Raw genomic sequence first — 21666 nt, 5'->3', positions numbered from 1 at the left:
CATAAATTCCTTTTATACTCTATCAGAAATAATGTTGAGTCAGAAACCGTATTATACTTGACAAATGGTAGAAAAAGTAGCCCTTATAGAGCTACTGCTACTTTAGTTCATCGTCTACCCTTTATAATCAAAAGCAGTTTCGATAATTTCTTTCAATTCTGAAATAAGTGGTTCTTTTGGATTAGCTGTTGTACATTGGTCTTCATAAGCATGTTCAGCCAAAGTATAAGCAGTGTCCTGAAGAAGTTTCTTAGTGACGCCTTGTCCTTTCCAGTTCATGTCAATTCCAACAGCAAGTCCTAATTCATAGACTTTTTTAGCCAATACTTCAACCAACTCAGCATCTGATTGCTTGTCAGTTCCCCATCCCATATAACGAGCAATATCTGCGTAATCCTTGTCTGCACGGAAGTAATCATATTTAGGGAACATCGCATGTTTTTGAGGATCACGTCCATTGTAGCGGATAACGTGTGGCAAGAGGATAGCATTAGTACGTCCGTGTGGAATATTGTACATTGGACCAACCTTATGCGCTAATGAGTGACTAATACCAAGGAAGGCATTTGCAAAAGCCATACCTGCAATGGTTGATGCATTATGCATCTTTTCACGTGATTCTTCATCAGCAAAACGATAAGAATGTTCTAGATTTTCAAAGACGAGTTTGATAGCTTGAAGAGACAATCCACGTGTATAATCACTTGCCATTACTGACACATAAGATTCAATAGCGTGAGTCAAAACGTCCATACCTGTATCAGCAGTAACGCTAGCAGGCACACTCATAACCAAGGCTGGGTCAACAATGGCAATGTCTGGAGTCAAAGCATAGTCAGCCAATGGATACTTGATATGTGTTTCACTGTCAGTGATAACTGCAAATGATGTTACTTCTGAACCTGTTCCTGAAGTAGTTGGAATACAGATAAATGTTGTTTTTTCTGCATAAGGAATCTTGTAGGTACGTTTACGGATATCCAAGAATTTTTGCTTAGCTCCAAAGAAGCTTACATCTGGGTGTTCGAAGAACATCCACATTGCCTTAGCGGCATCCATTGCAGAACCACCACCAAGGGCAATGATAACGTCTGGTTGGAAGTCTACAAAGCGTTCCAAACCTTTATAAACTGTATTTGTAGATGGGTTTGGTTCAACATCTGAGAAGACTTCAATCAATGGGTCATTGTGGTTAAGTTCCAATTGTCGTTTAACCAAATTTGCATAACCAAACTGAACCATACCTGGGTCGCAGACTAACATAACACGTTCAGCCTTGATGTGACGCAAATAAGTTATTGAGTCTTTTTCAAAGAAAATTTTTGGTGGGACACGAAACCACTGCATGTTATTGCGGCGCTTTGACAGTGTTTTAATATTAAGAAGGTCAAATGAGCTAACATTATGAGAAATTGAGTTGTGACCGTGTGAACCACATCCAAGAGTCAATGATGGAATCATATTGTTGTAGATATTACCGATACCACCTTCAGATGATGGGCTGTTTACCAATACACGGCAGGCTTTCATGCGAATACCAAATTGGAGTTGAAGGTCTTCATTTTCAGTATGGATAACAGCTGTATGTCCGAGACCACCTAAGTTAAGCATCCCTTCTGCTTTGGCAAATCCATCTTCAACACCATCAGATTTGATAAGAGCGAGTACTGGAGACAATTTTTCCAAGGCAAGTGGGTGTTCCATAGTTGCATCTGGAATTTCTGCCAAAAGCATTTTTGTACCTGCAGGAACTTTGATACCAGCTTTTTCTGCAATTTCAACAGCTGAGTGACCAACAATCGCTCCGTTTACAGCTGTACGTGCTTCGTTAAGAACGGCTTTTTCCAATTTAGCAATATCAGCTTTTTTAGAGATAATCACACATTGATGGGCTTCAAATTCAGCCTTAACTTCATCATAAACAGCAGCATCAACGATTGCTCCTTGTTCAGAGGCACAAATCATACCATTATCAAACGTTTTTGAAACAATGATATCATTAACAGCACGTTTAATTTTAGCATCAGCTGCAATGTAGGCAGGAACGTTACCAGCACCTACACCAAGGGCAGGTTTACCAGTTGAATACGCAGCCTTAACCATACCAGGTCCACCAGTCGCAAGAACGGTAGCAATCTTTGGATGGTTCATCAAAAGACCAGTTGCTTCAATAGATGGCTCTTCAATCCACTGGATACAGTTCTTAGGTGCACCTGCTTCAATCGCTGCATCACGAACGATACGAGCAGCTTCTGCAGATGATTTTTGAGCTGAAGGGTGGAAGGCAAAGACGATAGAATTACGTGTTTTCAATGCAATCAAGGCTTTGAAAATCGTTGTTGAAGTTGGGTTAGTTGTTGGTGTAACCCCACAGATAACCCCAACAGGCTCAGCGATAGAAACCAAACCTTGTTCTTTATCTTCAGCAATAACGCCTACAGTTTTATCATATTTAATACTATTCCAAATGTATTCAGAAGCATACATGTTCTTGATGGCTTTATCTTCATAGATACCACGTCCTGTTTCATCAACAGCCAATTTTGCCAAGTACATGTGTTTATCTAGGGCAGCAATCGCAGCATGGTGAACGATATGGTCCACTTGCTCCTGCGTAAAGTTAGCCATAGCATCGAGGGCTTCAACCCCCTTTGTTGCTAATTCATCAATTACTGTTTGAACATCTTTAGTTTGTTTAGTCATATGAAACTCCTTTGAATACTTGTTAAAAACTTCACAAGCTTTAACACAAGTCTATTATAGCGTTTTCTACACATTATGTAAACCCTTACATTGATAAAAATAAAGAAATCCGTCCATTTTTGGACAGATTTCATCACTTTTTACCAAATAATCACACGTTCTTCTGGGGCACGCCACATGCCGTCGCCCTCTTTGACGTCAAATTCCTTGTGAAATTCGTCGAAGTTGCTCACGATAACATTGGTACGCCATTTAGCAGGAGCGTGGACATCCACGCTAGCTAACATTTGCATGTATTCTTCACGCGCCTTCATACGCCAAATCGTCGCAAAGTTAACAAAGAATTCATGAACTGAAAAATCCTTATCTCGTTTAGCTGCTTCTAAGGCACAGGCTACACCACCGAGGTCAGCCACATTCTCAGAAACAGTCAGTTTGCCGTTGACCTTGGCACCATAAGAATCCAAGCCCTCAAACTGATCCACAATCTTGTCAGTACGTTCCTTAAAGGCTGCATAGTCTTCTTCAGTCCACCAATTCTTAAGACTACCATTCTCATCAAAGGAAGCACCGTTTGTATCAAAGGCATGGGAAATCTCATGAGCAATGACAGCACCAATACCACCGTAGTTGGCTGATGACGATTGGTGAAGGTCATAGAAAGGTGCTTGAAGGATAGCTGCTGGGAAAACAATTTGGTTCTGCTGTGGGTCATAGTAAGCATTAACCATGTGGGCAGGCATATGCCACTCACTGTAATCAACAGGTTTATTCCACTTGCTCCAACTATGTGCAACTGAAATTTCGACTAACTTCTGTGCATTCTCAACAAGTGACAAGTTCTCATCAATAATCTTCTTATCATATGTCTCAGGTAGTTTTTCTGGATAACCAATGTGAGGCGTAATAACATTAAGTTTCGTAATAGCCTTTTCACGTGTTTCTGGTGCCAACCAATCCGCAGTTTGAAGGCGTGATTTATAAACATCAATCATAGTTGCCACTTTGGCTTCAACGTCTGCCTTAGCTTCTGGAGAGAATTTTTCACCAGCATACCAAAGTCCTAAAGCCTGATTGTAAGGGCCTTGTGCCAAATAGTAGGCTGCTTTTTTCTTTTCCATGGCTTGTGGTGTTCCTGAAAGCGCACGACCATATTTTCCAGCCAAGATACGAAGCTCGTCTGTCAAATAGGCATTCCAAGATGTAGCAGCATCGATAAGTAAGTCCGCCTTAAGCAACTCCCAATTTGCTTCTGAGTAATATTCCTCTGCAAATTCTGTCCAGAAGCGTTCTTCAGGAACGATAACTTTATCAGGAACTTGACCCAAGATTTCTGTGAAGATGTTATCAAGTGGGAGTTCCGGTGCTAGCTTGGTAAAGTCTTCCCAATCATATGGGTGGTAGAGTTCTACATACTCAGAAGATTCTTCACTCGAAAGGACATACTTGGCTAACTTAGCATCAAGAGCGATAACCTTGTCCAAGGTATCTTTGATTTCTTCAACTGTAAAGCCATATTTCTCTAGGAGTTCTTCTTGAGTCTCACGCCAGATTCCCAAAAGCTCCTTGCCCTTTTCATTATCCTCAGTGTAATAGGTTGTATCAGGTAAAATAATACGTGGTGCTTCAGCCCAAAGAACATTTAATTGGGCATTCATAAAATCGGGAGACACACCAAACGGGAACGCATTGGGCTTTCCAGACATCTCATAGTCAGCAATTTTCGAAGCAAATTCTGAGAATGAGGAAAGCTTCTTGTATTCTTCAATCAAAGGTTTAACAGGCTCGATACCAACTGCCTCACGTTTATCAAAGTCCGCAGCCATACGGTGAAACTTTATAAAGTTTTGTAGAACAGCATTGTCAGGAACATTCTCTCCCACCAACCACTGATCCGTTGTTTCAAGCATGAGGTTTTCTATTTCATCTGCTAAATCTGAAAAACCACCTGTACGAGGCTTATCATCGGGAATCACTGCTGTCTTTTCCCACTCACCATTAATCGCATGGTAAAAATCATCTTGTAAGCGTGTCATTACACTTCCTCCATCAACATTAAAAGTGCTTTCATTATAACAAAATTCCCCAGCAAAAGCATTTACTGAGGAAAGTTTGGCTTATTTAACTAGGATTGCCTAGGTTTGATATGGTTTAAGAACTACCTTTTCAGCAAGCTCTGCATCGTCATAGTTTGACAAGAGCACGCGCCCTGACTGATATTCTGCTGGAGTCGCCACTTCAGCTTCACTTCCATAGAAATGATTGAGTACCAAGAGTTTTTGACCGTCTAAGTGGCGTTCAAAGGCGTAGACCTGCTTGCTATCTTCAAATGCTGGCTGATAGCTTCCTTCTGAAATGATAGACATTTCTTTACGCAAGCGAATCAATTCTTTATAGAAATTAAAGATTGGTCCGTTTTGAATCTCCTTTTCTTTTTTGACAATATCTGATTGACTTGATAAACTAATTGTAAACGATTGCAAATTTGTCTGCAAGTGTTCCGGGTTTTTTACCCATATTTTTTGAAAAAAACAATAGTTGTATGCTTTTTTGCCAACAAATAAGGAGAGCTATGAAAAAATACCAGGTTATTTATAAAGATTTAGAAAAAGCTATTCATAGCAAAGAATATCAAGTTGGAGACTTTCTACCCACCGAGCAAGAATTAGTAGAAACTTTCCAAGTTAGTCGAGACACCATACGAAAGGCATTGGCTTTACTCGTTGAAGAGGGTCTGGTTAAAAAGATTCATGGATCAGGCTCTCAAGTTATTAGTCAAGAACAAGTGAACTTCCCTGTATCTTACTTAACCAGTTACCAAGAGCTCATAGAACAACAAGGCATTAAATCACAAACCAACGTTATCTCTCTAGATAAAATCATCGTTGACACCAATCTCTCAGAAAAAACTGGATTTTCAAAAAGCCAACAGGTTTGGCGTCTTATTCGTCAAAGAGTAGTTGATGGTTGTGCCTCTGTCGTTGATATTGATTACCTAGATGCGAGACTTATGCCTCAACTCAACCGCAGCATCGCTGAGAACTCCATCTATGATTATCTTGAGAATCAGCTCCACCTTAGCATTTCTCATGCCTTTAAAGAAATCACCATTGATAACATTACCGAGCAAGACAAAATCCTCATCGATATCGGCAAAGATCATCACGTCGTCTGCATACGCTCAAAAGTTTATCTGGATAATGGAAATCAGTTTCAGTTCACTGAAAGCCGACACAAACTTGAAAAGTTCAAATTTGTCGATTATGCCAAGCGTCATCACTGAAGATAAAGAACCAACCAACATAAAAAGTATCGGACACATAAGCATCCGATACTTTTTAGTTTTTACGAATAGGATCTGATAAATACTCAGCACGAGCACCACCAATCAACTTAGGACGACTCGCTAAGGCAGTCACATGAGCTCCACCCAGTTCTGAAGTAATGGGGCGAAGAGGAACTTGAACCCTCTTCACATGCATACCAATAGAGGTATCCCCAATATCAATACCAGCCTGAGCCACTATCTCTTCCACCTCAACAGGATCCTTCATGTAATCAAAAGCAGCCAACTGACCACTTCCACCGGCATGCAAAGTTGGAAGCACATTGACAATTTCCAAATCTTTAGCCAAAGCAAGCTCACGCTCAACGACCAAAGCACGATTCAAATGTTCACAACCTTGCACAGCCAAGTAAATCCCTTTCGGTTCCAAAACCTCAAGAATAGTCTTCACAATTCGTTGACCAATTTCACGGCTAGAGGCTTTGCCGATAGTTCCACCAGCAACCTCACTGGACGATAAACCCAAAACAAAGATAGCTCCCCGCTTAATTGCAGATCGTTCAACAATATCTTCCACTAATACCCGTGTCTTCTCTTCTAAATCTAACAACATCACAAGCCTCCTTTAAACAACGGCCGTATTTAGGATTCGCACAATAAGATAATATAGAATCACAAAAAAGATAAGGAAAAATGCCCCTAACAGTAGCAACTGCATCCGACGTTTCCTACTTAAGTCCCAAGAAAAACCAAATCCCGTCAAAAAAGGACCAAAACTATAGCTAAGCATAAACCATAGGTCTACACGCGCCATATGCCAAAAAGATGAAATAAAGGCCACCAAACCTATTAAGGATAAAATCCAAGAATAGTCCCAACGATCTGATTTAGCAAAAGCCAGACCAATTAAGAAACAACCCAAGGCAGGCATAATAATAAATGATAGGGTCATAAAATAAAACATGCCATTATTATAGCATGTTTTAAAGATTCATGTTAGTGGCGGTTAATAACACCATAAGCAATTGTGAACGCAATAGCAGCAATTCCCACAACGATTGCCATGATACTCCAAAAAATGGTCATAGCACGACGTCCCTTGCGATTGTTGAAAGGAAGGCCCCAACCAATCATGATAACGCCTAGTAAACCGAGCCATACTTTATAAGTGACAACAATAGCCCCATCAAAGTAAGCAAAAGCAACCAAGCCTAAACCTAACAAGGAAATCAAATAAGACCACTTCCCCTTCAAAAATGAAGGCAAGGCCCAACCAAATAACAATAAACCAAGTAGAGCAAGAGCTCCACCACCAAAAAATACAGGTACAATATAATTATCAAACATATTCATATTATAGCATATCTTAAAAAGTTAGGAAATAGAATCTATCAACCAAAGCCATATCCGCTCTTAAAAATTTGTTTGCTCTCAATCACAGATCGATTCGCAGTAGCCAACTATTTGCTCCCGTACAAAAAAACAAGATCCGGGAAGAATCGTGCTGGACATTCTAGAGGTAGTCGAGTAACAGAAATTTATTTGCATATCACTAAAAAAACAAAGGATCAAATTATACCTATCCTTGATACTCTTACACAATAAGTGTGGCAAATCTGTGGCAAAACATAAGAAAAAGGCTTGTCCATGTTGGACAAACCCTTTATTTTCAAGCTTATTTAGTCTAATTAAGCTTTGTTTGCTGAACCGAATACGTCGATACGTTCTTCAACAGCTTCTGTAATTGCTTCGAAACCTGGTTTCAAGAATTTACGTGGGTCAAAGAGTTTCTTCTTGTCGTATTCTGCTTCATTTGCTTCATATTCAGCAACAAATTTACGTGTTGCTTTAGCAAATGCGATTTGACATTCAGTGTTAACGTTAACTTTAGCAACACCAAGTTTGATAGCTGCTTGGATTTGATCATCAGGAATACCTGATCCACCGTGCAATACGATTGGGAAGTTAGGTACAGCTTCTGTCAATTTTTGCAAGTGATCAAGGTGAAGACCATTCCAGTTTTCTGGGTAAGGACCGTGGATGTTACCGATACCTGCTGCAAGGAAGTCGATACCAGTTGCAACCATAGCTTTAGCATCTTCGATTGGTGCCAATTCACCGTCACCGATGATACCATCTTCTTCACCACCGATTGTACCAACTTCAGCTTCAACTGATACACCGTTAGCATGTGCAAATTCAACAACTTTAGCTGCTTTTTCAAGGTTTTCTTCAACTGGAAGGTGAGATCCATCGAACATAACTGAAGTGTACCCTTCACGAATACATTCCAAAGCATCGTTGTAATGACCGTGGTCAAGGTGAATAGCAACTGGTACAGTGATACCCATTGATTCTACCAAATCTTCGATAAGAGCTTTACACAATTTGTAACCACCCATGTACTTAGCAGCACCCATTGAAGTTTGGATAAGCACTGGAGCTTGTTTAGCTTCTGCTGCACGCAAGATAGCTTGAGTCCACTCAAGGTTGTTTGTGTTAAATCCACCGACTGCGTAACCATTGTCACGAGCTGCTTGGACAAATTTTTCTGCTGAAACGATTGCCATTATAAAGGCCTCCTATATTTTTTTGGGTTTGAACCCGTTTACATGTTTATTCTATCACAATTAGATTCAAAAAACTAGCTTTTCTACAATTTGTAAGCGTTTTGATTTTTTAATACAAAAAAACCAGTCAACCGACTGGTTACTCTGCGGAAAGAGGGACTTGAACCCTCACGACCTAAAGCGGTCACAGGATCCTTAGTCCTGCGCGTCTGCCAATTCCGCCATTTCCGCTAACAACATTAATTATTATATCAAGTCTGACAAATTGTGTCAACACTTTTTGAAAAGTTTTTAACTAAACTTTCCATTGCCTCATTCGAAACAACTATTATATAATACCATTTGTTGTCGAGTATCGTCAATACTTTTTCAACGATTTTTTAATATTTCACTCCAAAATTTATAGAAACCTTCAAGCTCAATCAAAAACTAATCGAATTGTACTTTCAATGCTTTCAGCTTCTCTTTAAGAGGAGCTAAGTAAATTTCTTCTCCAAAACCACGTGATTTTAAACCATCCTCTGCACAAACCAATAACGCTTCTGTTAAAGGGAAAATCAATTTAAGGTCTGTATCAGAAATATCCTTTTTCGAAAATAAACGACGAATTCTTGGATAATCAAAGTCAAAAGCTTCAAAAAATGGGGAATCTTTTAAAATATTTTCTAAACGTTCTAAATTGACTAACAGCCCCAGATGAAAGGCTGCTGGTGCGAAAGTCGCTGAAAAAGGTTGCGTACAAACACTTCGAAATTCAATAGTTCCTCTAGTCGTTAAATCTTGAAATTGATAAGATCGATGCGTTTTAAAGTCGTCCTCACTCGGCTTAATCGAAACTTCATTACCATGAATAGACCAGGCTTGAATAGCTGATTTATTCAAATAGTCTTTAGCTCGTATCGGTTCAAAATAGTAGGTTTCCTCAGCCCGTTTTGCAGTAAAAATAGCTGTCTCAGATAAATAAGAAAAATAATCATCTTCATTCTTGAATACTCTTGGGAAAATCCCGGCATTCTCTTCAAAGACACCATGCATGGAATTCTCCCAAAAAACATCCCTCGAAATTGCTAAATCCCAATCAGAACCCCAAAATTCCGAATTAGCAAATAATACCGCTTTAGGACCCTCGATCTGATTAAAAGCGTTGAGAACTCTTAAATAGGAAATCTTGGAGACATCCAACTGCACTTGACTCCCACAGATAAAAGACCCATATTCCGGGTAATTATGAAAGAAGGAATTATTTTTGGCTTTAGAAAGCTCAAGAAAATCCATAAGCATCTCATAACGAGGTGATTTTACCGGACTATTATCATTTTTAGCCCAATTAGGATTAACACCCCAACCTTGCAACTCATGGTTATGATTACGCAGGTATGGTTGAATCATACTAAGGTAAGTATCCAGACGTTCTTCAACCTCAGCAATCCGACTAGCCTTAGCAAATGCAAATTCAATCGTATTATATGAGACTTCGAAAAGAATCATATCTCCAGAAGCTTGCTCAATAAGCTGAATAGGATTATTATCAGAATCAAATTTATCCGCTTTAAAACCAAAATTATCAATAAGATAGATTAAAAGTTGTTTTGTAAGAGAGACATCCGTAGCGTTCCCGCTCAAATTAACAACAGGGTATTCCAACTCGATTCCTACAAATAGTCCGGGTTGTTCCTTGATTGGCAAATAATACCTTTGTTTAAGAAGTTCCTTGGCTGTTGTCAAAATAATATTCCCCTTTTAAAAATAAGTTTATCCCATTATATCAAAATATTCAGACGATTTATAGACTAAAAAACGCCTGCTTACGAAAAACAACCGTATTATCTTTCGTAAACAAGCGTTACATGCTTATTTATTCCCATTTTATGATGAGTGTTCCCGCTAGGCGAATGCCCAGCGGTAGACCAGAGCTAGACTAAGAAAAGCAGAGCTATTCCATCATCATAACACTCAACAAAATTGATAAAAATTAAACAAGTTCGATGATTGCCATTGGGGCAGCATCGCCACGACGTGGTTCTGTTTTAAGGATACGAGTGTATCCACCGTTACGTTCAGCATAACGAGGTGCGATTTCTGAGAAAAGTTTTTGAAGAGCAGTTGTTGATGTATATTTATCAGTTGCTTCATCATAGCTTTCAGATGCAATTTCGTTACGTACAAATGCAGCTGCTTGACGACGTGCGTGCAAATCACCACGTTTACCAAGAGTGATCATTTTTTCAACTGTTTTACGGATTTCTTTAGCACGTGCTTCAGTTGTAACGATTGCTTCGTTAATGATAAGATCTGTAGTCAAATCACGAAGAACCGCTTTACGTTGTGAGCTTGTGCGTCCAAGTTTACGGTAAGCCATGTTATCCTCCTATATTATTATTTATCGTTTTTGAGTCCAAGTCCAAGATCAGCCAACTTAACTTTGACTTCTTCAAGAGATTTACGACCTAGGTTACGGACTTTCATCATTTCAGGCTCAGTTTTTTCTGTCAAATCATGAACGGTATTAATACCGGCACGTTTCAAACAGTTATATGAGCGTACAGACAAATCAAGTTCTTCGATGGTACGGTCAAGCACCTTTTCATCGTTCACTTTTTCAGTTTCTTTCATTACATCAGTAGCTTTAGCAACATCAGTAAGGTCAGTAAACAAGTTCAAGTGTTCAATCAAAACGCGAGCCGAGAGACCGAGGGCATCTTCAGGGATGATTGTTCCGTTTGTCATGATTTCGATTGTCAATTTATCAAAACCATCATTGCTACCTACACGGGCAGGTTCAACTTGATAATTGACTTTTTTCACTGGTGTGTAGATTGAATCTACAGCCAATGTTCCCACTGGTGCATCATCTTTCTTGTTTTCATCTGCTGGAACATAACCACGGTTTGTAGCTACTGTCATAGTCGCTTTCAAAGAAGCGCCGTCAGCGATAGTGAAAAGATAATGATCAGGGTTAACAATTTCAATGTCGCTATCAGTCAAGATGTCTCCAGTAGTAACTTCAGCTGGACCTTGGACATCAAGTTCAATTGTCTTTTCGTCTTCGACGTAAGATTTTACAGCAAGTCCTTTAATATTAAGGATGATTTGCATCACGTCTTCACGGACGCCTGGTACGGTATCAAATTCGTGGAGTACTCCATCAATCTTAATTGATGTTACGGCAGCACCTGGAAGTGATGACAAAAGTACACGACGAAGAGAGTTACCCAAAGTTGTACCATAACCACGTTCTAGTGGTTCGATGACAAATTTGCCGTAATCTTTATTTTCATCAATTTTTGTTATTATTGGTTTTTCAAACTCAATCATTTATTATACTCCCTCGAAACGAACCTTGTGTACTATTGTTATTAAAGATTACACACGACGACGTTTTGGAGGACGACAACCATTATGTGGTACAGGTGTTACATCACGGATTGCTGTTACTTCAAGACCTGCAGCAGCAAGAGCACGGATAGCAGACTCACGACCTGAACCAGGACCTTTAACAGTTACTTCAACTGTTTTAAGACCATGTTCTTGTGCAGATTTAGCAGCAGCTTCTGAAGCCATTTGTGCAGCAAATGGTGTAGATTTACGAGAACCTTTGAAACCAAGAGCACCAGCTGATGACCATGCTACAGCGTTACCATGCACATCTGTAATCATAACAATAGTGTTATTGAAAGTAGCGTGAATGTGAGCAATACCAGATTCGATATTCTTTTTCACACGACGTTTACGTGTTGGTTTAGCCAATGTTTTTACCTCCTATTTTATTTTAATTATTTTTTCTTACCTGCAATCGCAACAGCTTTACCTTTACGAGTGCGGGCATTGTTTTTAGTGTTTTGTCCACGGACAGGAAGTCCACGACGGTGACGGATACCACGGTATGAACCGATTTCCATCAAACGCTTGATGTTAAGGTTTACTTCACGACGAAGGTCACCTTCAACTTTAATCGCATCCACTTCACGACGGATGGCGTCTTCTTGATCATTTGTCAAATCTTTAACGCGGATGTCTTCAGAAACACCTGCAGCAGCCAAGATTTTCTTAGATGTTGTAAGTCCGATACCGTATACGTAAGTAAGTGAAATTACTACACGTTTATCATTTGGAATGTCAACTCCAGCAATACGAGCCATGATTTCTCCTTTCTATATTATCCTTGACGTTGTTTGTGTTTTGGATTTGTTGGACAAATTACCATAACACGACCGTTACGACGAATAACTTTACAGTATTCGCAAATTGGTTTAACCGATGGTCTTACCTTCATGTTTTAATCCCTCCAATTATTTCGATTATTTAAAGCGGTATGTGATGCGTCCACGTGTCAAATCATAAGGACTCATTTCAACAGTCACACGGTCACCGACCAAAATACGAATGTAGTTTTTACGGATTTTACCAGAAACTGTCGCCAAAATTTGGTGTCCATTTTCCAATTCAACAGTAAACATAGCATTAGGCATAGTTTCTACAACTTTACCTTCAATTTCAATCACGTCTTCTTTTGCCACGCAAAAGTACCCCCTAAAATTTCGATTTGATTTCCTCTGAGCACAGAGGTAACAATTATAAGTCAGACTAAAGTATTATATCATGCTTGAGTCTGATACGCAAGTAAGATTAAATAATTATTTAATTGCTGCAATCGCTTTTTTAACATCAGCGAATACATCTTCAATATCTTGATTACCTTGAATATCTGATACAAGGCCAAGCTCACGATAGTGTGCAATGATTGGCTCACCTTGAGCAATGTTAACATCAAGGCGACGTTTTACCGTTTCAGGTTTGTCATCTTCACGTTGGTAATAGTCTTCTTCCTTGTAGTCAGCTGGTGGGTTGAATACTTTATGGTAAGTTTCACCTGTTTTACGGTGAATAATACGACCACTCAAGCGTTCAAGAAGGCAAGATGGATCCACTTCGATATTGATTACTCCATCAAGCTCCAAACCAAGATCACCCAAGATTTGATCCAAGGCATGAGCTTGTTCGATCGTGCGAGGAAAACCATCCAAAAGGAATCCTTTTTCCTTAATGTCGTCTTGAGCCAAACGTTCTTTTACAATCCCGTTTGTCACTTCATCTGGAACCAATTCACCTTTATCGATGAATGATTTTGCCAAAGTTCCCATTTCTGTTTGGTTAGCCATAGCAGCACGGAACATATCACCAGTTGAGATATGAGCTACACCAAATTCTTCAACGATTTTTGCAGCTTGTGTCCCTTTACCAGCGCCTGGTAGACCCATAATTAAAAGATTCATCTTACGAACTCCTTATTTTTGTTTTCAAATAACTCTATCAAGATTTAATAGACTTGGTAGAGTTATCAAAAAACAAAAGAGAAGGGGCAGAAAGCAATCTTTCTTTCCCTCTCGATTGTTCATGAGAAGACTTAGTCTTCGAGATTCATAAATCCAACATATTGACGTTTCAAAAGGTAACCTTCAAGTTGTTTCATACCTTCAATACCAGTTGAAATCAAGATCAAGAGTGATGTACCACCAAGTGCAATTGAACTTGTGAGGTGCATAAACTGTTGAGCCGCAATTGGAGCCAATGAAATAAATGCGAGAAATACAGCCCCGATTGTTGCCAATCTCTTAAGTAATGAAGACATGTACTTTTCAGTCTCACGACCTGGACGAACGCTAGGAATGTAAGACCCATTCTTTTGAAGATTTTCAGCAGTTTTTTCAGGATTAACTTGGACAAATGTGTAGAAGAATGAGAACAAGATAATCAATATCGCATAGGTAATCATTCCACTAGGTGTATTATACGAGAGTAGTCCTTGTAAATGAGATAACCACGAAACCTTCGAGAAGAATGGAAGAATCGTACTTGGAATTGTCGTAATCGAGCTAGCAAAGATAACGGGAATAACACCAGCTGGATTGACTTTCAAAGGTAAGTATGAACTCGTTGGAGCCCCTTGAACCAATTTCGTATATTGAATTGGAATTTGATATTCTGCTTGTTGTACAAATGTCGTAAAGAAGACAATCGCCAAACCTACCACAATCAACAATGCGACGATGATATATGAACGAGTCAATTCTCCTGAACGAACATTGACAAAGAAATCCTCATAAATTGTTGAGAACATCTTTGGAATGGAAGCAATGATACCAGAAAAGATAATCATTGACACACCATTACCAAAGCCCTTATCAGTAATTTGTTCACCAAGCCATGTCACAATTATGCTACCAGCAGTTAAAATTGTCCCAATCAACAAATAGGTTGAAACATTAGGTGTCTTAACCAATGAAATTGATGAGAGTGTATTGAAACTAGCTGTAATACCAATCGATTGAACAAATGCTAAAACAAGAGTAATATAACGAGTCGCCTGATTTAATTTACGACGGCCAACTTCACCCTGTTTACCCCACTCCACAAATTTTGGATAGATATCCATCTGCAAAAGTTGGACAATGATTGATGCCGTAATGTAAGGACTAACCCCCATCGAGAAGATAGAGAAGTTATTCATAGCATTACCTGACACCAAGTTAAGCATGTTCAAGAAAGGTAAATCACTTAATTGTTTCAAACTTTCCGCATTGATACCAGGAACAGTTACATGAGTTCCTACACGAAAAACGAAAATAATGAAGATTGTAAATAGAACCTTATTACGAACGTTTTTGACTTTCAATGCGTCTTTTAATAGTTTAAAGAACATAATGAGTTACCCCTCATTAGATGACTTCAATTGAACCACCTTTAGCAGTGATAGCTGCTTCAGCAGATTTAGAGAATTTAGCTGCTTTAACAGTCAATTTCTTAGTCAATTCGCCATTACCAAGAACTTTAACGCCTGATTTTTCAGCACGAACGATTCCAGCTTCTTTAAGAACTGCTGGAGTTACTTCTGTACCATCTTCAAAGACGTTCAATTGATCAAGGTTTACAAGTGCGTATTCTTTAGCGTTGATGTTTGTGAATCCACGTTTTGGAAGACGACGGAACAATGGAGTTTGTCCACCTTCAAATCCTGGACGTACGCCACCACCACTACGAGCTTTTTGACCTTTTTGACCACGGCCTGAAGTTTTACCGTTACCAGATGAAGTACCACGACCTACACGGTTACGGACTTTACGAGAACCTTCAGCAGGTTTCAATTCATGAAGTTTCATTATTAATTTTCTCCTCTTTTTGTAAAATGCTAGCGCCTCTAACCAAGTAAGGTAGCTTGATTAAAAACTCGCCTATACATGAAATTCAGTTTAAGTCGCAAGGCAACCCTTACGACTTAAATCATTTTTTATTTAACGTCTTCAACAGTTACCAAGTGAGAAACTGCATTGACCATACCACGGATAGCAGCGTTGTCTTCTTTAACAACTGAGCTATTCAATTTACCAAGTCCAAGAGCAACAACTGTTTTACGTTGTTCTGGTTTGCGTCCGATTGGAGACTTAGTCAAAGTAATTTTAATTTGAGCCATTATAATCTCCTTTCTTATGCCAAGTCAGATACTGAGATGCCACGGAGAGCAGCAACGTCTTCAGCACGTTTAAGTTGTTTCAATCCTTCAACAGTCGCACGAACGATGTTGATTGGAGTGTTTGAGCCAAGAGATTTAGATGTTACATCAGCAACACCAGCCAATTCGATGACGGCACGAACTGCACCACCAGCGGCAACCCCAGCCCCTTCAACAGCTGGTTTCAACAATACTTTCGCTCCACCAAATTCTGAACGAACTTCGTGAGGAATAGTTGTACCAACCATAGGAACTTCGATAAGGTTTTTCTTAGCTGCTTCAACTGCTTTACGGATAGCTTCTGGAACCTCTTGAGATTTACCAGTACCAAATCCTACGCGACCATTACGGTCACCAACAACAACAAGAGCAGCAAAACGCATGTTGCGTCCACCTTTTACAACTTTAGTAACACGGTTGATAGCAACTACGCGCTCTTCAAGTTCTACTGCATTATCTTTAAATGCCATTATTAAGTGTCCTCCCTATTAGAATTTCAATCCGTTTTCACGAGCTGAGTCAGCCAAAGCTTTAACACGTCCGTGATAGAGATATCCACCGCGGTCAAACACCACTTCAGAAATACCTTTAGCTACTGCGCGTTCAGCAACAAGTTTACCGACAACAACGGCTTGTTCTGTTTTAGTTCCTTTAGAAACTTCTTTATCAAGAGTTGATGCACTTGCGAGCGTTACACCCGCTACGTCATCAATAACTTGAGCGTAGATGCCTGTATTAGAACGGAAAATGTTCAAACGTGGGCGATCAGCAGTTCCAGAGAGTTTTCCGCGAACGCGACGATGGCGTTTTTGGCGGAGTTTGTTTTTATCTGGTTTCGAAATCACAATTTTCACCTCTTATTTATAATGCTTGCTCATGAGAGCTTTTGGTAAATAGACAATCCTGAAAGAACTGCCACAAGGATAATATCCTATTATTTACCAGTTTTACCTTCTTTACGACGTACGTATTCACCAACGTAACGGATACCTTTACCTTTGTAAGGTTCTGGTGAACGAAGGCCACGGATGTAAGCTGCTGTTTGACCAACAACTTCTTTGTTAATACCGTTAACGACGATTGAAGTTGCAGATGGTACTTCAAAAGTAATACCTTCTGGAGCTTCAACTTCGTCTTGGTGAGATTTACCAACTGAAAGAACAAGTTTTGAACCTTGGAGTTGGGCACGGTATCCGACACCGCGCATTTCAAGTTCTTTTTTGAAACCTTCAGAAACACCAACAACCATGTTGTTCAAGTTGGCACGTGAAGTACCGTGGATTGTTTTGTTTTCTTTTGAGTCGTTTGGACGGTGAAGTGTAACTTCGTTGCCTTCAACTTTGATTTCAATGTTTTTATTAAACTCACGAGTGAGTTCGCCTTTAGGTCCTTTAACAGTAACAACATTATTGTTGTTTGTTACTTCAACACCAGCAGGCAAAGTAATAACTTTATTACCAATACGTGACATAGTATTTAATTCTCCTGTTAGATTATCAAGCCACAAAGTGACTAGTTTTCACGGGGATGAGTTTCATCGAATTTAATCAACGAAACTCGCACAAATCATTTGATATAAGTGCTTAGTATCAGCTTCTTACCAAACGTAAGCGATAACTTCTCCACCAACGTTCTTTTGACGAGCTTCTTTATCAGTCAAAAGACCTTCTGATGTAGAGATAATCGCAATTCCAAGTCCGTTAAGAACTTTAGGAACATCTTCACGTTTAGAGTAAACACGAAGACCTGGTTTAGAAATACGTTTCAAGTTAGTGATAACACGTTCACCGTTTTGTCCATATTTCAAGAACACACGGATGATACCTTGTTTATCATCTTCAATAACTTCAACGTTTTTTACAAAACCTTCACGTTTAAGGATATCAGCAATACCTTTTTTGATGTTTGATGCAGGTACTTCAAGTACTTCGTGTTTAGCTTGGTTAGCGTTACGAATACGTGTCAAGAAATCTGCAATTGGGTCAGTCATAACCATTTTATATTTTCTCCTCTTACTAGTAGTTTGAATTGTTCACTTGCTAGTTAATGATTGAGCTGGGCTCAAATAATATTTTTAATACATTCAAAGAAGATAATCTAATTCGAATGCATCATCATTTTACCAAGAAGCTTTGGTAACACCTGGAATTTGACCTTTGTAAGCCAATTCACGGAAGCAAACACGGCAAAGTTTAAATTTGCGATAAACTGAGTGTGGACGTCCACAACGTTCGCAACGAGTGTAAGCTTGCGTAGAGAACTTCGCAGGGCGTTTGTTCTTAGCAATCATTGATTTTTTAGCCAATTTATTTACCTCCTAGATTATTTTGCAAAAGGCATTCCAAGGCCTTTAAGCAATTCACGACCTTCTTCGTCAGTGTTAGCAGTAGTTACGATAACGATATCCATACCACGCACTTTATCAACATCGTCGAAGTTGATTTCTGGGAAGATAAGTTGTTCTTTAACACCAAGTGTGTAGTTACCACGTCCATCAAATGATTTAGTTGGAACACCATGGAAGTCACGAACACGTGGAAGTGAAACTGATACCAATTTATCCAAGAATTCGTACATGCGTTCACCACGAAGGGTAACTTTAGCACCGATCGCTACACCTTCACGAAGACGGAAGCCAGCGATTGATTTCTTAGCTTTAGTAATCAATGGTTTTTGACCTGAAATAAGTGCCAACTCAGCAGCAGCTTTTTCAAGAGTTTTAGCGTTGTTTACAGCTTCACCAACACCCATGTTGATAACGATTTTATCAACTTTTGGCACAGCCATAACTGAAGAATAGTTAAATTTTTCAGTCAAAGCAGGAATTACTTCGTTAGTGTATTTTTCTTTAAGACGGTTAGCCATTTAATACTTTCTCCTTTCCTTCGTGATTAGTCAAGCACTTCGCCTGATTTTTTGTTGTAACGAACTTTTTTGCCGTCAACAACTTTGTAACCTACACGTCCAGCAACACCGTTCTTGTCAAGAACTTGAACGTTTGAAGCGTGGATTGGTGCTTCTTTTTCCACGATAGCACCTTGAGGGTTTTCAGCTGATGGTTTTTGGTGTTTTTTGATGATTGCAACACCTTCAACAACAACTTTATTTACTTTTGGAAGAGCCTTAAGAACTACTGCTTCAGTTCCTTTGTCTTTACCAGCAATAACGCGAACTTTATCGCCTTTTTTTACAAACATTGAGTATTTCTCCTATTATTTCTTACGCCCTATGGGCACCCTAGCTGAGCCAGGGGACTAAGTTTGTGTTTCGTTAGATTAAAGTACTTCTGGCGCCAAAGATACGATACGCATGTATCCACCTTCACGCAATTCACGTGCAACAGGGCCAAAGATACGAGTTCCACGAGGAGTTTTGTCATCGCGGATGATTACTGCAGCATTGTCATCAAACTTGATGTATGAACCGTCTGGACGACGAGCACCAGTTTTAGTACGAACGATTACAGCTTTAACAACATCACCTTTTTTAACAGCTCCACCTGGTGTAGCTTGTTTTACAGTTGCAACGATTACGTCGCCGATGTTAGCGAATTTACGTCCTGAACCACCAAGAACTTTGATAGTCAAGATTTCACGAGCACCGCTATTATCAGCAACTTTCAAGCGACTTTCTTGTTGAATCATTTCAATTGTCTCCTTTTAGTTTTATTAGATAATAACAGCTTCTTCCACAACTTCTACAAGACGGAAGCGTTTTGTAGCTGAAAGTGGGCGAGTTTCCATGATACGAACGATATCGCCTTCTTTAGCAACGTTGTTTTCATCATGTGCTTTGTATTTTTTAGAATAGTTGATACGTTTACCATAGACTGGGTGGTTACGTTTCGTTTCAACTACAACTGTGATTGTTTTATCCATCTTGTCAGATACTACGCGTCCAACAAGGGTTTTACGTTGATTACGTTCCATTATTAGAATTGCTCCTTTCCCAATCTATTATTTGATTTCAGATTGCACTGTTTTAACACGTGCAATTTGTTTCTTCACTTCGTTCAAACGAGCAGTTTGATCAAGTTGACCTGCTGCAGCTTGGAAACGAAGGTCGAAAAGTTCTTTCTTAAGTTCGTTTTCTTTTTTAGCAAGCTCTTCTTGAGACAAGCCACGAAGCTCAGCAACAAACTTTTTGATTTCTTCAAGTTTCATGTCTTCTCCTTATTCTGCTTCACGTTTCACGAATTTACTTTTAACTGGCAATTTGTGGCTAGCAAGACGAAGTGCTTCACGTGCAACCTCTTCAGGTACACCTGCGATTTCGAACATTACTTTACCACGTTTAACTGGTGCTACCCAACCTTCAGGTGCCCCTTTACCAGAACCCATACGTACACCGATAGCTTTAGCAGTGTATGATTTGTGTGGGAAGATCTTAATCCAAACCTTACCACCACGCTTCATGTAACGAGTCATGGCAATACGAGCAGCCTCGATTTGACGGTTTGTAATCCAGTGGCTAGTTGTAGCTTGAAGTCCGTATTCACCGAATGCTACTTCTTTACCACCTTTAGCCTCACCGCGCATTTTTCCACGGAATTCACGACGGTGTTTAACACGTTTAGGTACTAACATTTGTTATTTGCCTCCTTTAGTGTTTTTACGAGCTGGAAGAACTTCTCCACGGTAGATCCAAACTTTAACACCAAGTTTACCGTAAGTTGTGTCAGCTTCTTCCCAAGCATAATCGATATCAGCGCGAAGTGTATGAAGTGGAACTGTACCTTCAGAGTATCCTTCTGCACGGGCAATATCGGCACCGTTCAAACGACCAGATACTTGAGTTTTAATTCCTTTAGCTCCAGCACGCATTGTACGTTGGATAGCTTGTTTTTGTGCACGACGGAAAGCAACACGTTGCTCAAGTTGACGAGCAATAGTTTCACCAACAAGATGAGCGTCCAAATCAGGTTTCTTGATTTCAACAATGTTGATGTGTACTTGTTTTCCAGTCAATTTGTTAAGTTGAGCGCGAAGAGCGTCAACGTTTGATCCACCTTTACCGATAACCATACCTGGTTTTGCAGTGTGAAGTGAAACAATAACTTTGTTTACAGCACGTTCGATTTCAATAGTTGAAACTGAAGCGTCTGCAAGTTCTTTTTGAATAAATTTGCGGATTGCCAAATCTTCGTGAAGGTAATCTGCGTATTCTTTTTCAGCATACCATTTCGCATCCCAGTCACGGATGATCCCGACACGCATACCAATTGGATGTACTTTTTGACCCACGAGTTTACCTCCTTATTTTTCTGACACAACTACTGTTACGTGAGTTGTGCGTTTGTTGATTGGTGAAGCTGAACCTTTCGCACGTGGACGGAAACGTTTCATTGTTGGTCCTTCGTTTGCGAATGTTTCAGATACTACCAAGTTAGCTTTTTCCAAACCAAAGTTATTTTCTGCATTAGCGATAGCAGAGTTAAGAGTTTTCTCAACGATACGAGCTGCTTTGTTTGGAGTGAATTTCAAGATTGCGATTGCATCAGCAACGTTCTTACCACGGATAAGATCAAGAACAAGACGTGTTTTACGAGGTGAAACACGCACTGTACGAGCCATTGCTTTAGCTGAAGTAATTTCTGCCAT

30 protein-coding genes, 1 tRNA gene and 2 pseudogenes are annotated in these 21666 nt (G+C 39.6%); 1 reads left to right on the top strand and 32 read right to left on the bottom strand.

Going from position 1 to position 21666, the window contains the following annotated elements:
* Positions 1-114: 114 nt before the first annotated feature.
* From adhE to QRD39_RS07385, 3 genes and pseudogenes are all read right to left on the bottom strand, one after another.
* Positions 115-2727, bottom strand: a pseudogene (adhE, locus tag QRD39_RS07395) (bifunctional acetaldehyde-CoA/alcohol dehydrogenase); the annotation flags it as partial.
* Positions 2728-2843: 116 nt separating this feature from the next.
* Entirely contained in the window at positions 2844-4739 is a 1896-nt protein-coding gene (locus QRD39_RS07390) for a M13 family metallopeptidase (RefSeq protein WP_285956111.1), read from the bottom strand.
* A 99-nt stretch (positions 4740-4838) separates the two neighbouring features.
* Positions 4839-5144, bottom strand: a pseudogene (locus QRD39_RS07385) (DUF3459 domain-containing protein); the annotation flags it as partial.
* A 131-nt stretch (positions 5145-5275) separates the two neighbouring features.
* Here QRD39_RS07385 and treR point away from each other — a divergent pair.
* Positions 5276-5986 (top strand): trehalose operon repressor, encoded by a 711-nt coding sequence (gene treR / locus QRD39_RS07380; RefSeq protein ID WP_285956110.1) that lies wholly within the window; start codon positions 5276-5278, stop codon positions 5984-5986.
* Positions 5987-6041: 55 nt separating this feature from the next.
* Here the strand turns inward: treR and QRD39_RS07375 are convergent, their stop codons facing one another.
* The 29 genes from QRD39_RS07375 to rplV form a co-directional block, all read right to left on the bottom strand.
* Positions 6042-6602, bottom strand: a complete 561-nt coding sequence (locus QRD39_RS07375; protein WP_002887528.1) for a TIGR01440 family protein — start codon at positions 6600-6602, stop codon at positions 6042-6044.
* Between the two features lie 12 nt (positions 6603-6614).
* Entirely contained in the window at positions 6615-6953 is a 339-nt protein-coding gene (locus QRD39_RS07370) for a hypothetical protein (protein ID WP_008536082.1), read from the bottom strand.
* A 32-nt stretch (positions 6954-6985) separates the two neighbouring features.
* Complete coding sequence (locus QRD39_RS07365) at positions 6986-7342, bottom strand: hypothetical protein (RefSeq protein ID WP_002887526.1); 357 nt, start codon at positions 7340-7342, stop codon at positions 6986-6988.
* A gap of 335 nt (positions 7343-7677) precedes the next feature.
* A complete protein-coding gene (locus tag QRD39_RS07360) occupies positions 7678-8559 on the bottom strand; it encodes a class II fructose-bisphosphate aldolase (RefSeq protein WP_126430097.1) in 882 nt (293 codons plus the stop codon).
* A 145-nt stretch (positions 8560-8704) separates the two neighbouring features.
* A tRNA-Leu gene (locus QRD39_RS07355) sits at positions 8705-8790 on the bottom strand.
* Positions 8791-8988: 198 nt separating this feature from the next.
* The gene (locus QRD39_RS07350) at positions 8989-10284 is read right to left on the bottom strand and encodes a glutamate-cysteine ligase family protein (RefSeq protein WP_285956109.1); all 1296 of its coding nucleotides are present in this window, start codon (positions 10282-10284) and stop codon (positions 8989-8991) included.
* Positions 10285-10531: 247 nt separating this feature from the next.
* Positions 10532-10918 (bottom strand): 50S ribosomal protein L17, encoded by a 387-nt coding sequence (rplQ, locus tag QRD39_RS07345; RefSeq protein WP_002885709.1) that lies wholly within the window; start codon positions 10916-10918, stop codon positions 10532-10534.
* Between the two features lie 17 nt (positions 10919-10935).
* A complete protein-coding gene (locus tag QRD39_RS07340; protein ID WP_285956108.1) occupies positions 10936-11874 on the bottom strand; it encodes a DNA-directed RNA polymerase subunit alpha in 939 nt (312 codons plus the stop codon).
* Between the two features lie 48 nt (positions 11875-11922).
* Positions 11923-12306 (bottom strand): 30S ribosomal protein S11, encoded by a 384-nt coding sequence (gene rpsK, locus QRD39_RS07335; RefSeq protein ID WP_002885718.1) that lies wholly within the window; start codon positions 12304-12306, stop codon positions 11923-11925.
* Positions 12307-12332: 26 nt separating this feature from the next.
* Positions 12333-12698 carry a 30S ribosomal protein S13 gene (rpsM, locus tag QRD39_RS07330; RefSeq protein WP_002887519.1) on the bottom strand — a complete coding sequence of 122 codons (366 nt, stop codon included), beginning with the start codon at positions 12696-12698 and terminating at the stop codon, positions 12333-12335.
* A gap of 17 nt (positions 12699-12715) precedes the next feature.
* Complete coding sequence (rpmJ, locus tag QRD39_RS07325; protein ID WP_000868345.1) at positions 12716-12832, bottom strand: 50S ribosomal protein L36; 117 nt, start codon at positions 12830-12832, stop codon at positions 12716-12718.
* Between the two features lie 25 nt (positions 12833-12857).
* Positions 12858-13076: a translation initiation factor IF-1 gene (infA, locus tag QRD39_RS07320; protein WP_001040189.1), complete on the bottom strand. Its 219-nt coding sequence runs from the start codon at positions 13074-13076 to the stop codon at positions 12858-12860.
* Between the two features lie 117 nt (positions 13077-13193).
* On the bottom strand, positions 13194-13832 hold the full coding sequence (locus tag QRD39_RS07315; RefSeq protein ID WP_021146600.1) for an adenylate kinase: 639 nt from the start codon (positions 13830-13832) through the stop codon (positions 13194-13196).
* A gap of 131 nt (positions 13833-13963) precedes the next feature.
* Complete coding sequence (gene secY / locus QRD39_RS07310) at positions 13964-15259, bottom strand: preprotein translocase subunit SecY (RefSeq protein WP_002887516.1); 1296 nt, start codon at positions 15257-15259, stop codon at positions 13964-13966.
* A gap of 16 nt (positions 15260-15275) precedes the next feature.
* Positions 15276-15716 (bottom strand): 50S ribosomal protein L15, encoded by a 441-nt coding sequence (gene rplO, locus QRD39_RS07305; protein WP_002885849.1) that lies wholly within the window; start codon positions 15714-15716, stop codon positions 15276-15278.
* A gap of 128 nt (positions 15717-15844) precedes the next feature.
* Complete coding sequence (gene rpmD / locus QRD39_RS07300) at positions 15845-16027, bottom strand: 50S ribosomal protein L30 (protein WP_002885773.1); 183 nt, start codon at positions 16025-16027, stop codon at positions 15845-15847.
* 14 nt (positions 16028-16041) lie between these two features.
* Positions 16042-16536: a 30S ribosomal protein S5 gene (rpsE, locus tag QRD39_RS07295; RefSeq protein WP_002887512.1), complete on the bottom strand. Its 495-nt coding sequence runs from the start codon at positions 16534-16536 to the stop codon at positions 16042-16044.
* 18 nt (positions 16537-16554) lie between these two features.
* A complete protein-coding gene (gene rplR / locus QRD39_RS07290) occupies positions 16555-16911 on the bottom strand; it encodes a 50S ribosomal protein L18 (protein ID WP_002885810.1) in 357 nt (118 codons plus the stop codon).
* Between the two features lie 89 nt (positions 16912-17000).
* Positions 17001-17537 (bottom strand): 50S ribosomal protein L6, encoded by a 537-nt coding sequence (gene rplF / locus QRD39_RS07285; protein ID WP_002887510.1) that lies wholly within the window; start codon positions 17535-17537, stop codon positions 17001-17003.
* A gap of 126 nt (positions 17538-17663) precedes the next feature.
* Positions 17664-18062, bottom strand: coding sequence for a 30S ribosomal protein S8 (gene rpsH, locus QRD39_RS07280; protein ID WP_002887509.1), 399 nt, complete (start codon positions 18060-18062; stop codon positions 17664-17666).
* Between the two features lie 123 nt (positions 18063-18185).
* On the bottom strand, positions 18186-18371 hold the full coding sequence (locus QRD39_RS07275; protein WP_001085699.1) for a type Z 30S ribosomal protein S14: 186 nt from the start codon (positions 18369-18371) through the stop codon (positions 18186-18188).
* Between the two features lie 17 nt (positions 18372-18388).
* Positions 18389-18931: a 50S ribosomal protein L5 gene (rplE, locus tag QRD39_RS07270; RefSeq protein ID WP_002887058.1), complete on the bottom strand. Its 543-nt coding sequence runs from the start codon at positions 18929-18931 to the stop codon at positions 18389-18391.
* A 26-nt stretch (positions 18932-18957) separates the two neighbouring features.
* Positions 18958-19263 (bottom strand): 50S ribosomal protein L24, encoded by a 306-nt coding sequence (rplX, locus tag QRD39_RS07265; protein WP_002885874.1) that lies wholly within the window; start codon positions 19261-19263, stop codon positions 18958-18960.
* A 78-nt stretch (positions 19264-19341) separates the two neighbouring features.
* Complete coding sequence (rplN, locus tag QRD39_RS07260; RefSeq protein ID WP_002885711.1) at positions 19342-19710, bottom strand: 50S ribosomal protein L14; 369 nt, start codon at positions 19708-19710, stop codon at positions 19342-19344.
* A gap of 24 nt (positions 19711-19734) precedes the next feature.
* Complete coding sequence (gene rpsQ / locus QRD39_RS07255) at positions 19735-19995, bottom strand: 30S ribosomal protein S17 (RefSeq protein WP_002885836.1); 261 nt, start codon at positions 19993-19995, stop codon at positions 19735-19737.
* Between the two features lie 27 nt (positions 19996-20022).
* Complete coding sequence (rpmC, locus tag QRD39_RS07250) at positions 20023-20229, bottom strand: 50S ribosomal protein L29 (protein WP_002885754.1); 207 nt, start codon at positions 20227-20229, stop codon at positions 20023-20025.
* 9 nt (positions 20230-20238) lie between these two features.
* Positions 20239-20652 (bottom strand): 50S ribosomal protein L16, encoded by a 414-nt coding sequence (rplP, locus tag QRD39_RS07245; RefSeq protein ID WP_002887508.1) that lies wholly within the window; start codon positions 20650-20652, stop codon positions 20239-20241.
* A 3-nt stretch (positions 20653-20655) separates the two neighbouring features.
* Positions 20656-21309, bottom strand: coding sequence for a 30S ribosomal protein S3 (gene rpsC, locus QRD39_RS07240; RefSeq protein ID WP_002887507.1), 654 nt, complete (start codon positions 21307-21309; stop codon positions 20656-20658).
* 12 nt (positions 21310-21321) lie between these two features.
* On the bottom strand, positions 21322-21666 hold the full coding sequence (gene rplV, locus QRD39_RS07235; protein WP_002887063.1) for a 50S ribosomal protein L22: 345 nt from the start codon (positions 21664-21666) through the stop codon (positions 21322-21324).

Source organism: Streptococcus raffinosi (assembly GCF_030284685.1).
GTDB classification, from domain to species: domain Bacteria; phylum Bacillota; class Bacilli; order Lactobacillales; family Streptococcaceae; genus Streptococcus; species Streptococcus raffinosi.
Note: the sequence above shows the minus strand (reverse complement) of the source record. Positions and strands in the feature narration are given on the sequence as shown.

Bases quoted from the DNA above. Each gene is read 5' to 3' on its own strand.
- rplX (WP_002885874.1), bottom strand. From the start codon at position 19,263: ATGTTTGTAAAAAAAGGCGATAAAGTTCGCGTTATTGCTGGTAAAGAC.
- QRD39_RS07340 (WP_285956108.1), bottom strand. From the start codon at position 11,874: ATGATTGAGTTTGAAAAACCAATAATAACAAAAATTGATGAAAATAAA.
- rpmC (WP_002885754.1), bottom strand. From the start codon at position 20,229: ATGAAACTTGAAGAAATCAAAAAGTTTGTTGCTGAGCTTCGTGGCTTG.
- rpsM (WP_002887519.1), bottom strand. From the start codon at position 12,698: ATGGCTCGTATTGCTGGAGTTGACATTCCAAATGATAAACGTGTAGTA.
- QRD39_RS07390 (WP_285956111.1), bottom strand. From the start codon at position 4,739: ATGACACGCTTACAAGATGATTTTTACCATGCGATTAATGGTGAGTGG.
- rplV (WP_002887063.1), bottom strand. From the start codon at position 21,666: ATGGCAGAAATTACTTCAGCTAAAGCAATGGCTCGTACAGTGCGTGTT.
- rplN (WP_002885711.1), bottom strand. From the start codon at position 19,710: ATGATTCAACAAGAAAGTCGCTTGAAAGTTGCTGATAATAGCGGTGCT.
- rplE (WP_002887058.1), bottom strand. From the start codon at position 18,931: ATGGCTAACCGTCTTAAAGAAAAATACACTAACGAAGTAATTCCTGCT.
- QRD39_RS07375 (WP_002887528.1), bottom strand. From the start codon at position 6,602: ATGTTGTTAGATTTAGAAGAGAAGACACGGGTATTAGTGGAAGATATT.
- rplF (WP_002887510.1), bottom strand. From the start codon at position 17,537: ATGTCACGTATTGGTAATAAAGTTATTACTTTGCCTGCTGGTGTTGAA.
- QRD39_RS07315 (WP_021146600.1), bottom strand. From the start codon at position 13,832: ATGAATCTTTTAATTATGGGTCTACCAGGCGCTGGTAAAGGGACACAA.
- rpsQ (WP_002885836.1), bottom strand. From the start codon at position 19,995: ATGGAACGTAATCAACGTAAAACCCTTGTTGGACGCGTAGTATCTGAC.
- secY (WP_002887516.1), bottom strand. From the start codon at position 15,259: ATGTTCTTTAAACTATTAAAAGACGCATTGAAAGTCAAAAACGTTCGT.
- rpmD (WP_002885773.1), bottom strand. From the start codon at position 16,027: ATGGCTCAAATTAAAATTACTTTGACTAAGTCTCCAATCGGACGCAAA.
- QRD39_RS07370 (WP_008536082.1), bottom strand. From the start codon at position 6,953: ATGTTTTATTTTATGACCCTATCATTTATTATTATGCCTGCCTTGGGT.
- rpsH (WP_002887509.1), bottom strand. From the start codon at position 18,062: ATGGTTATGACTGACCCAATTGCAGATTTCTTGACACGTATTCGTAAC.
- rplP (WP_002887508.1), bottom strand. From the start codon at position 20,652: ATGTTAGTACCTAAACGTGTTAAACACCGTCGTGAATTCCGTGGAAAA.
- rplQ (WP_002885709.1), bottom strand. From the start codon at position 10,918: ATGGCTTACCGTAAACTTGGACGCACAAGCTCACAACGTAAAGCGGTT.
- rpsE (WP_002887512.1), bottom strand. From the start codon at position 16,536: ATGGCATTTAAAGATAATGCAGTAGAACTTGAAGAGCGCGTAGTTGCT.
- QRD39_RS07365 (WP_002887526.1), bottom strand. From the start codon at position 7,342: ATGAATATGTTTGATAATTATATTGTACCTGTATTTTTTGGTGGTGGA.
- QRD39_RS07360 (WP_126430097.1), bottom strand. From the start codon at position 8,559: ATGGCAATCGTTTCAGCAGAAAAATTTGTCCAAGCAGCTCGTGACAAT.
- rpmJ (WP_000868345.1), bottom strand. From the start codon at position 12,832: ATGAAGGTAAGACCATCGGTTAAACCAATTTGCGAATACTGTAAAGTT.
- rplO (WP_002885849.1), bottom strand. From the start codon at position 15,716: ATGAAACTTCATGAATTGAAACCTGCTGAAGGTTCTCGTAAAGTCCGT.
- treR (WP_285956110.1), top strand. From the start codon at position 5,276: ATGAAAAAATACCAGGTTATTTATAAAGATTTAGAAAAAGCTATTCAT.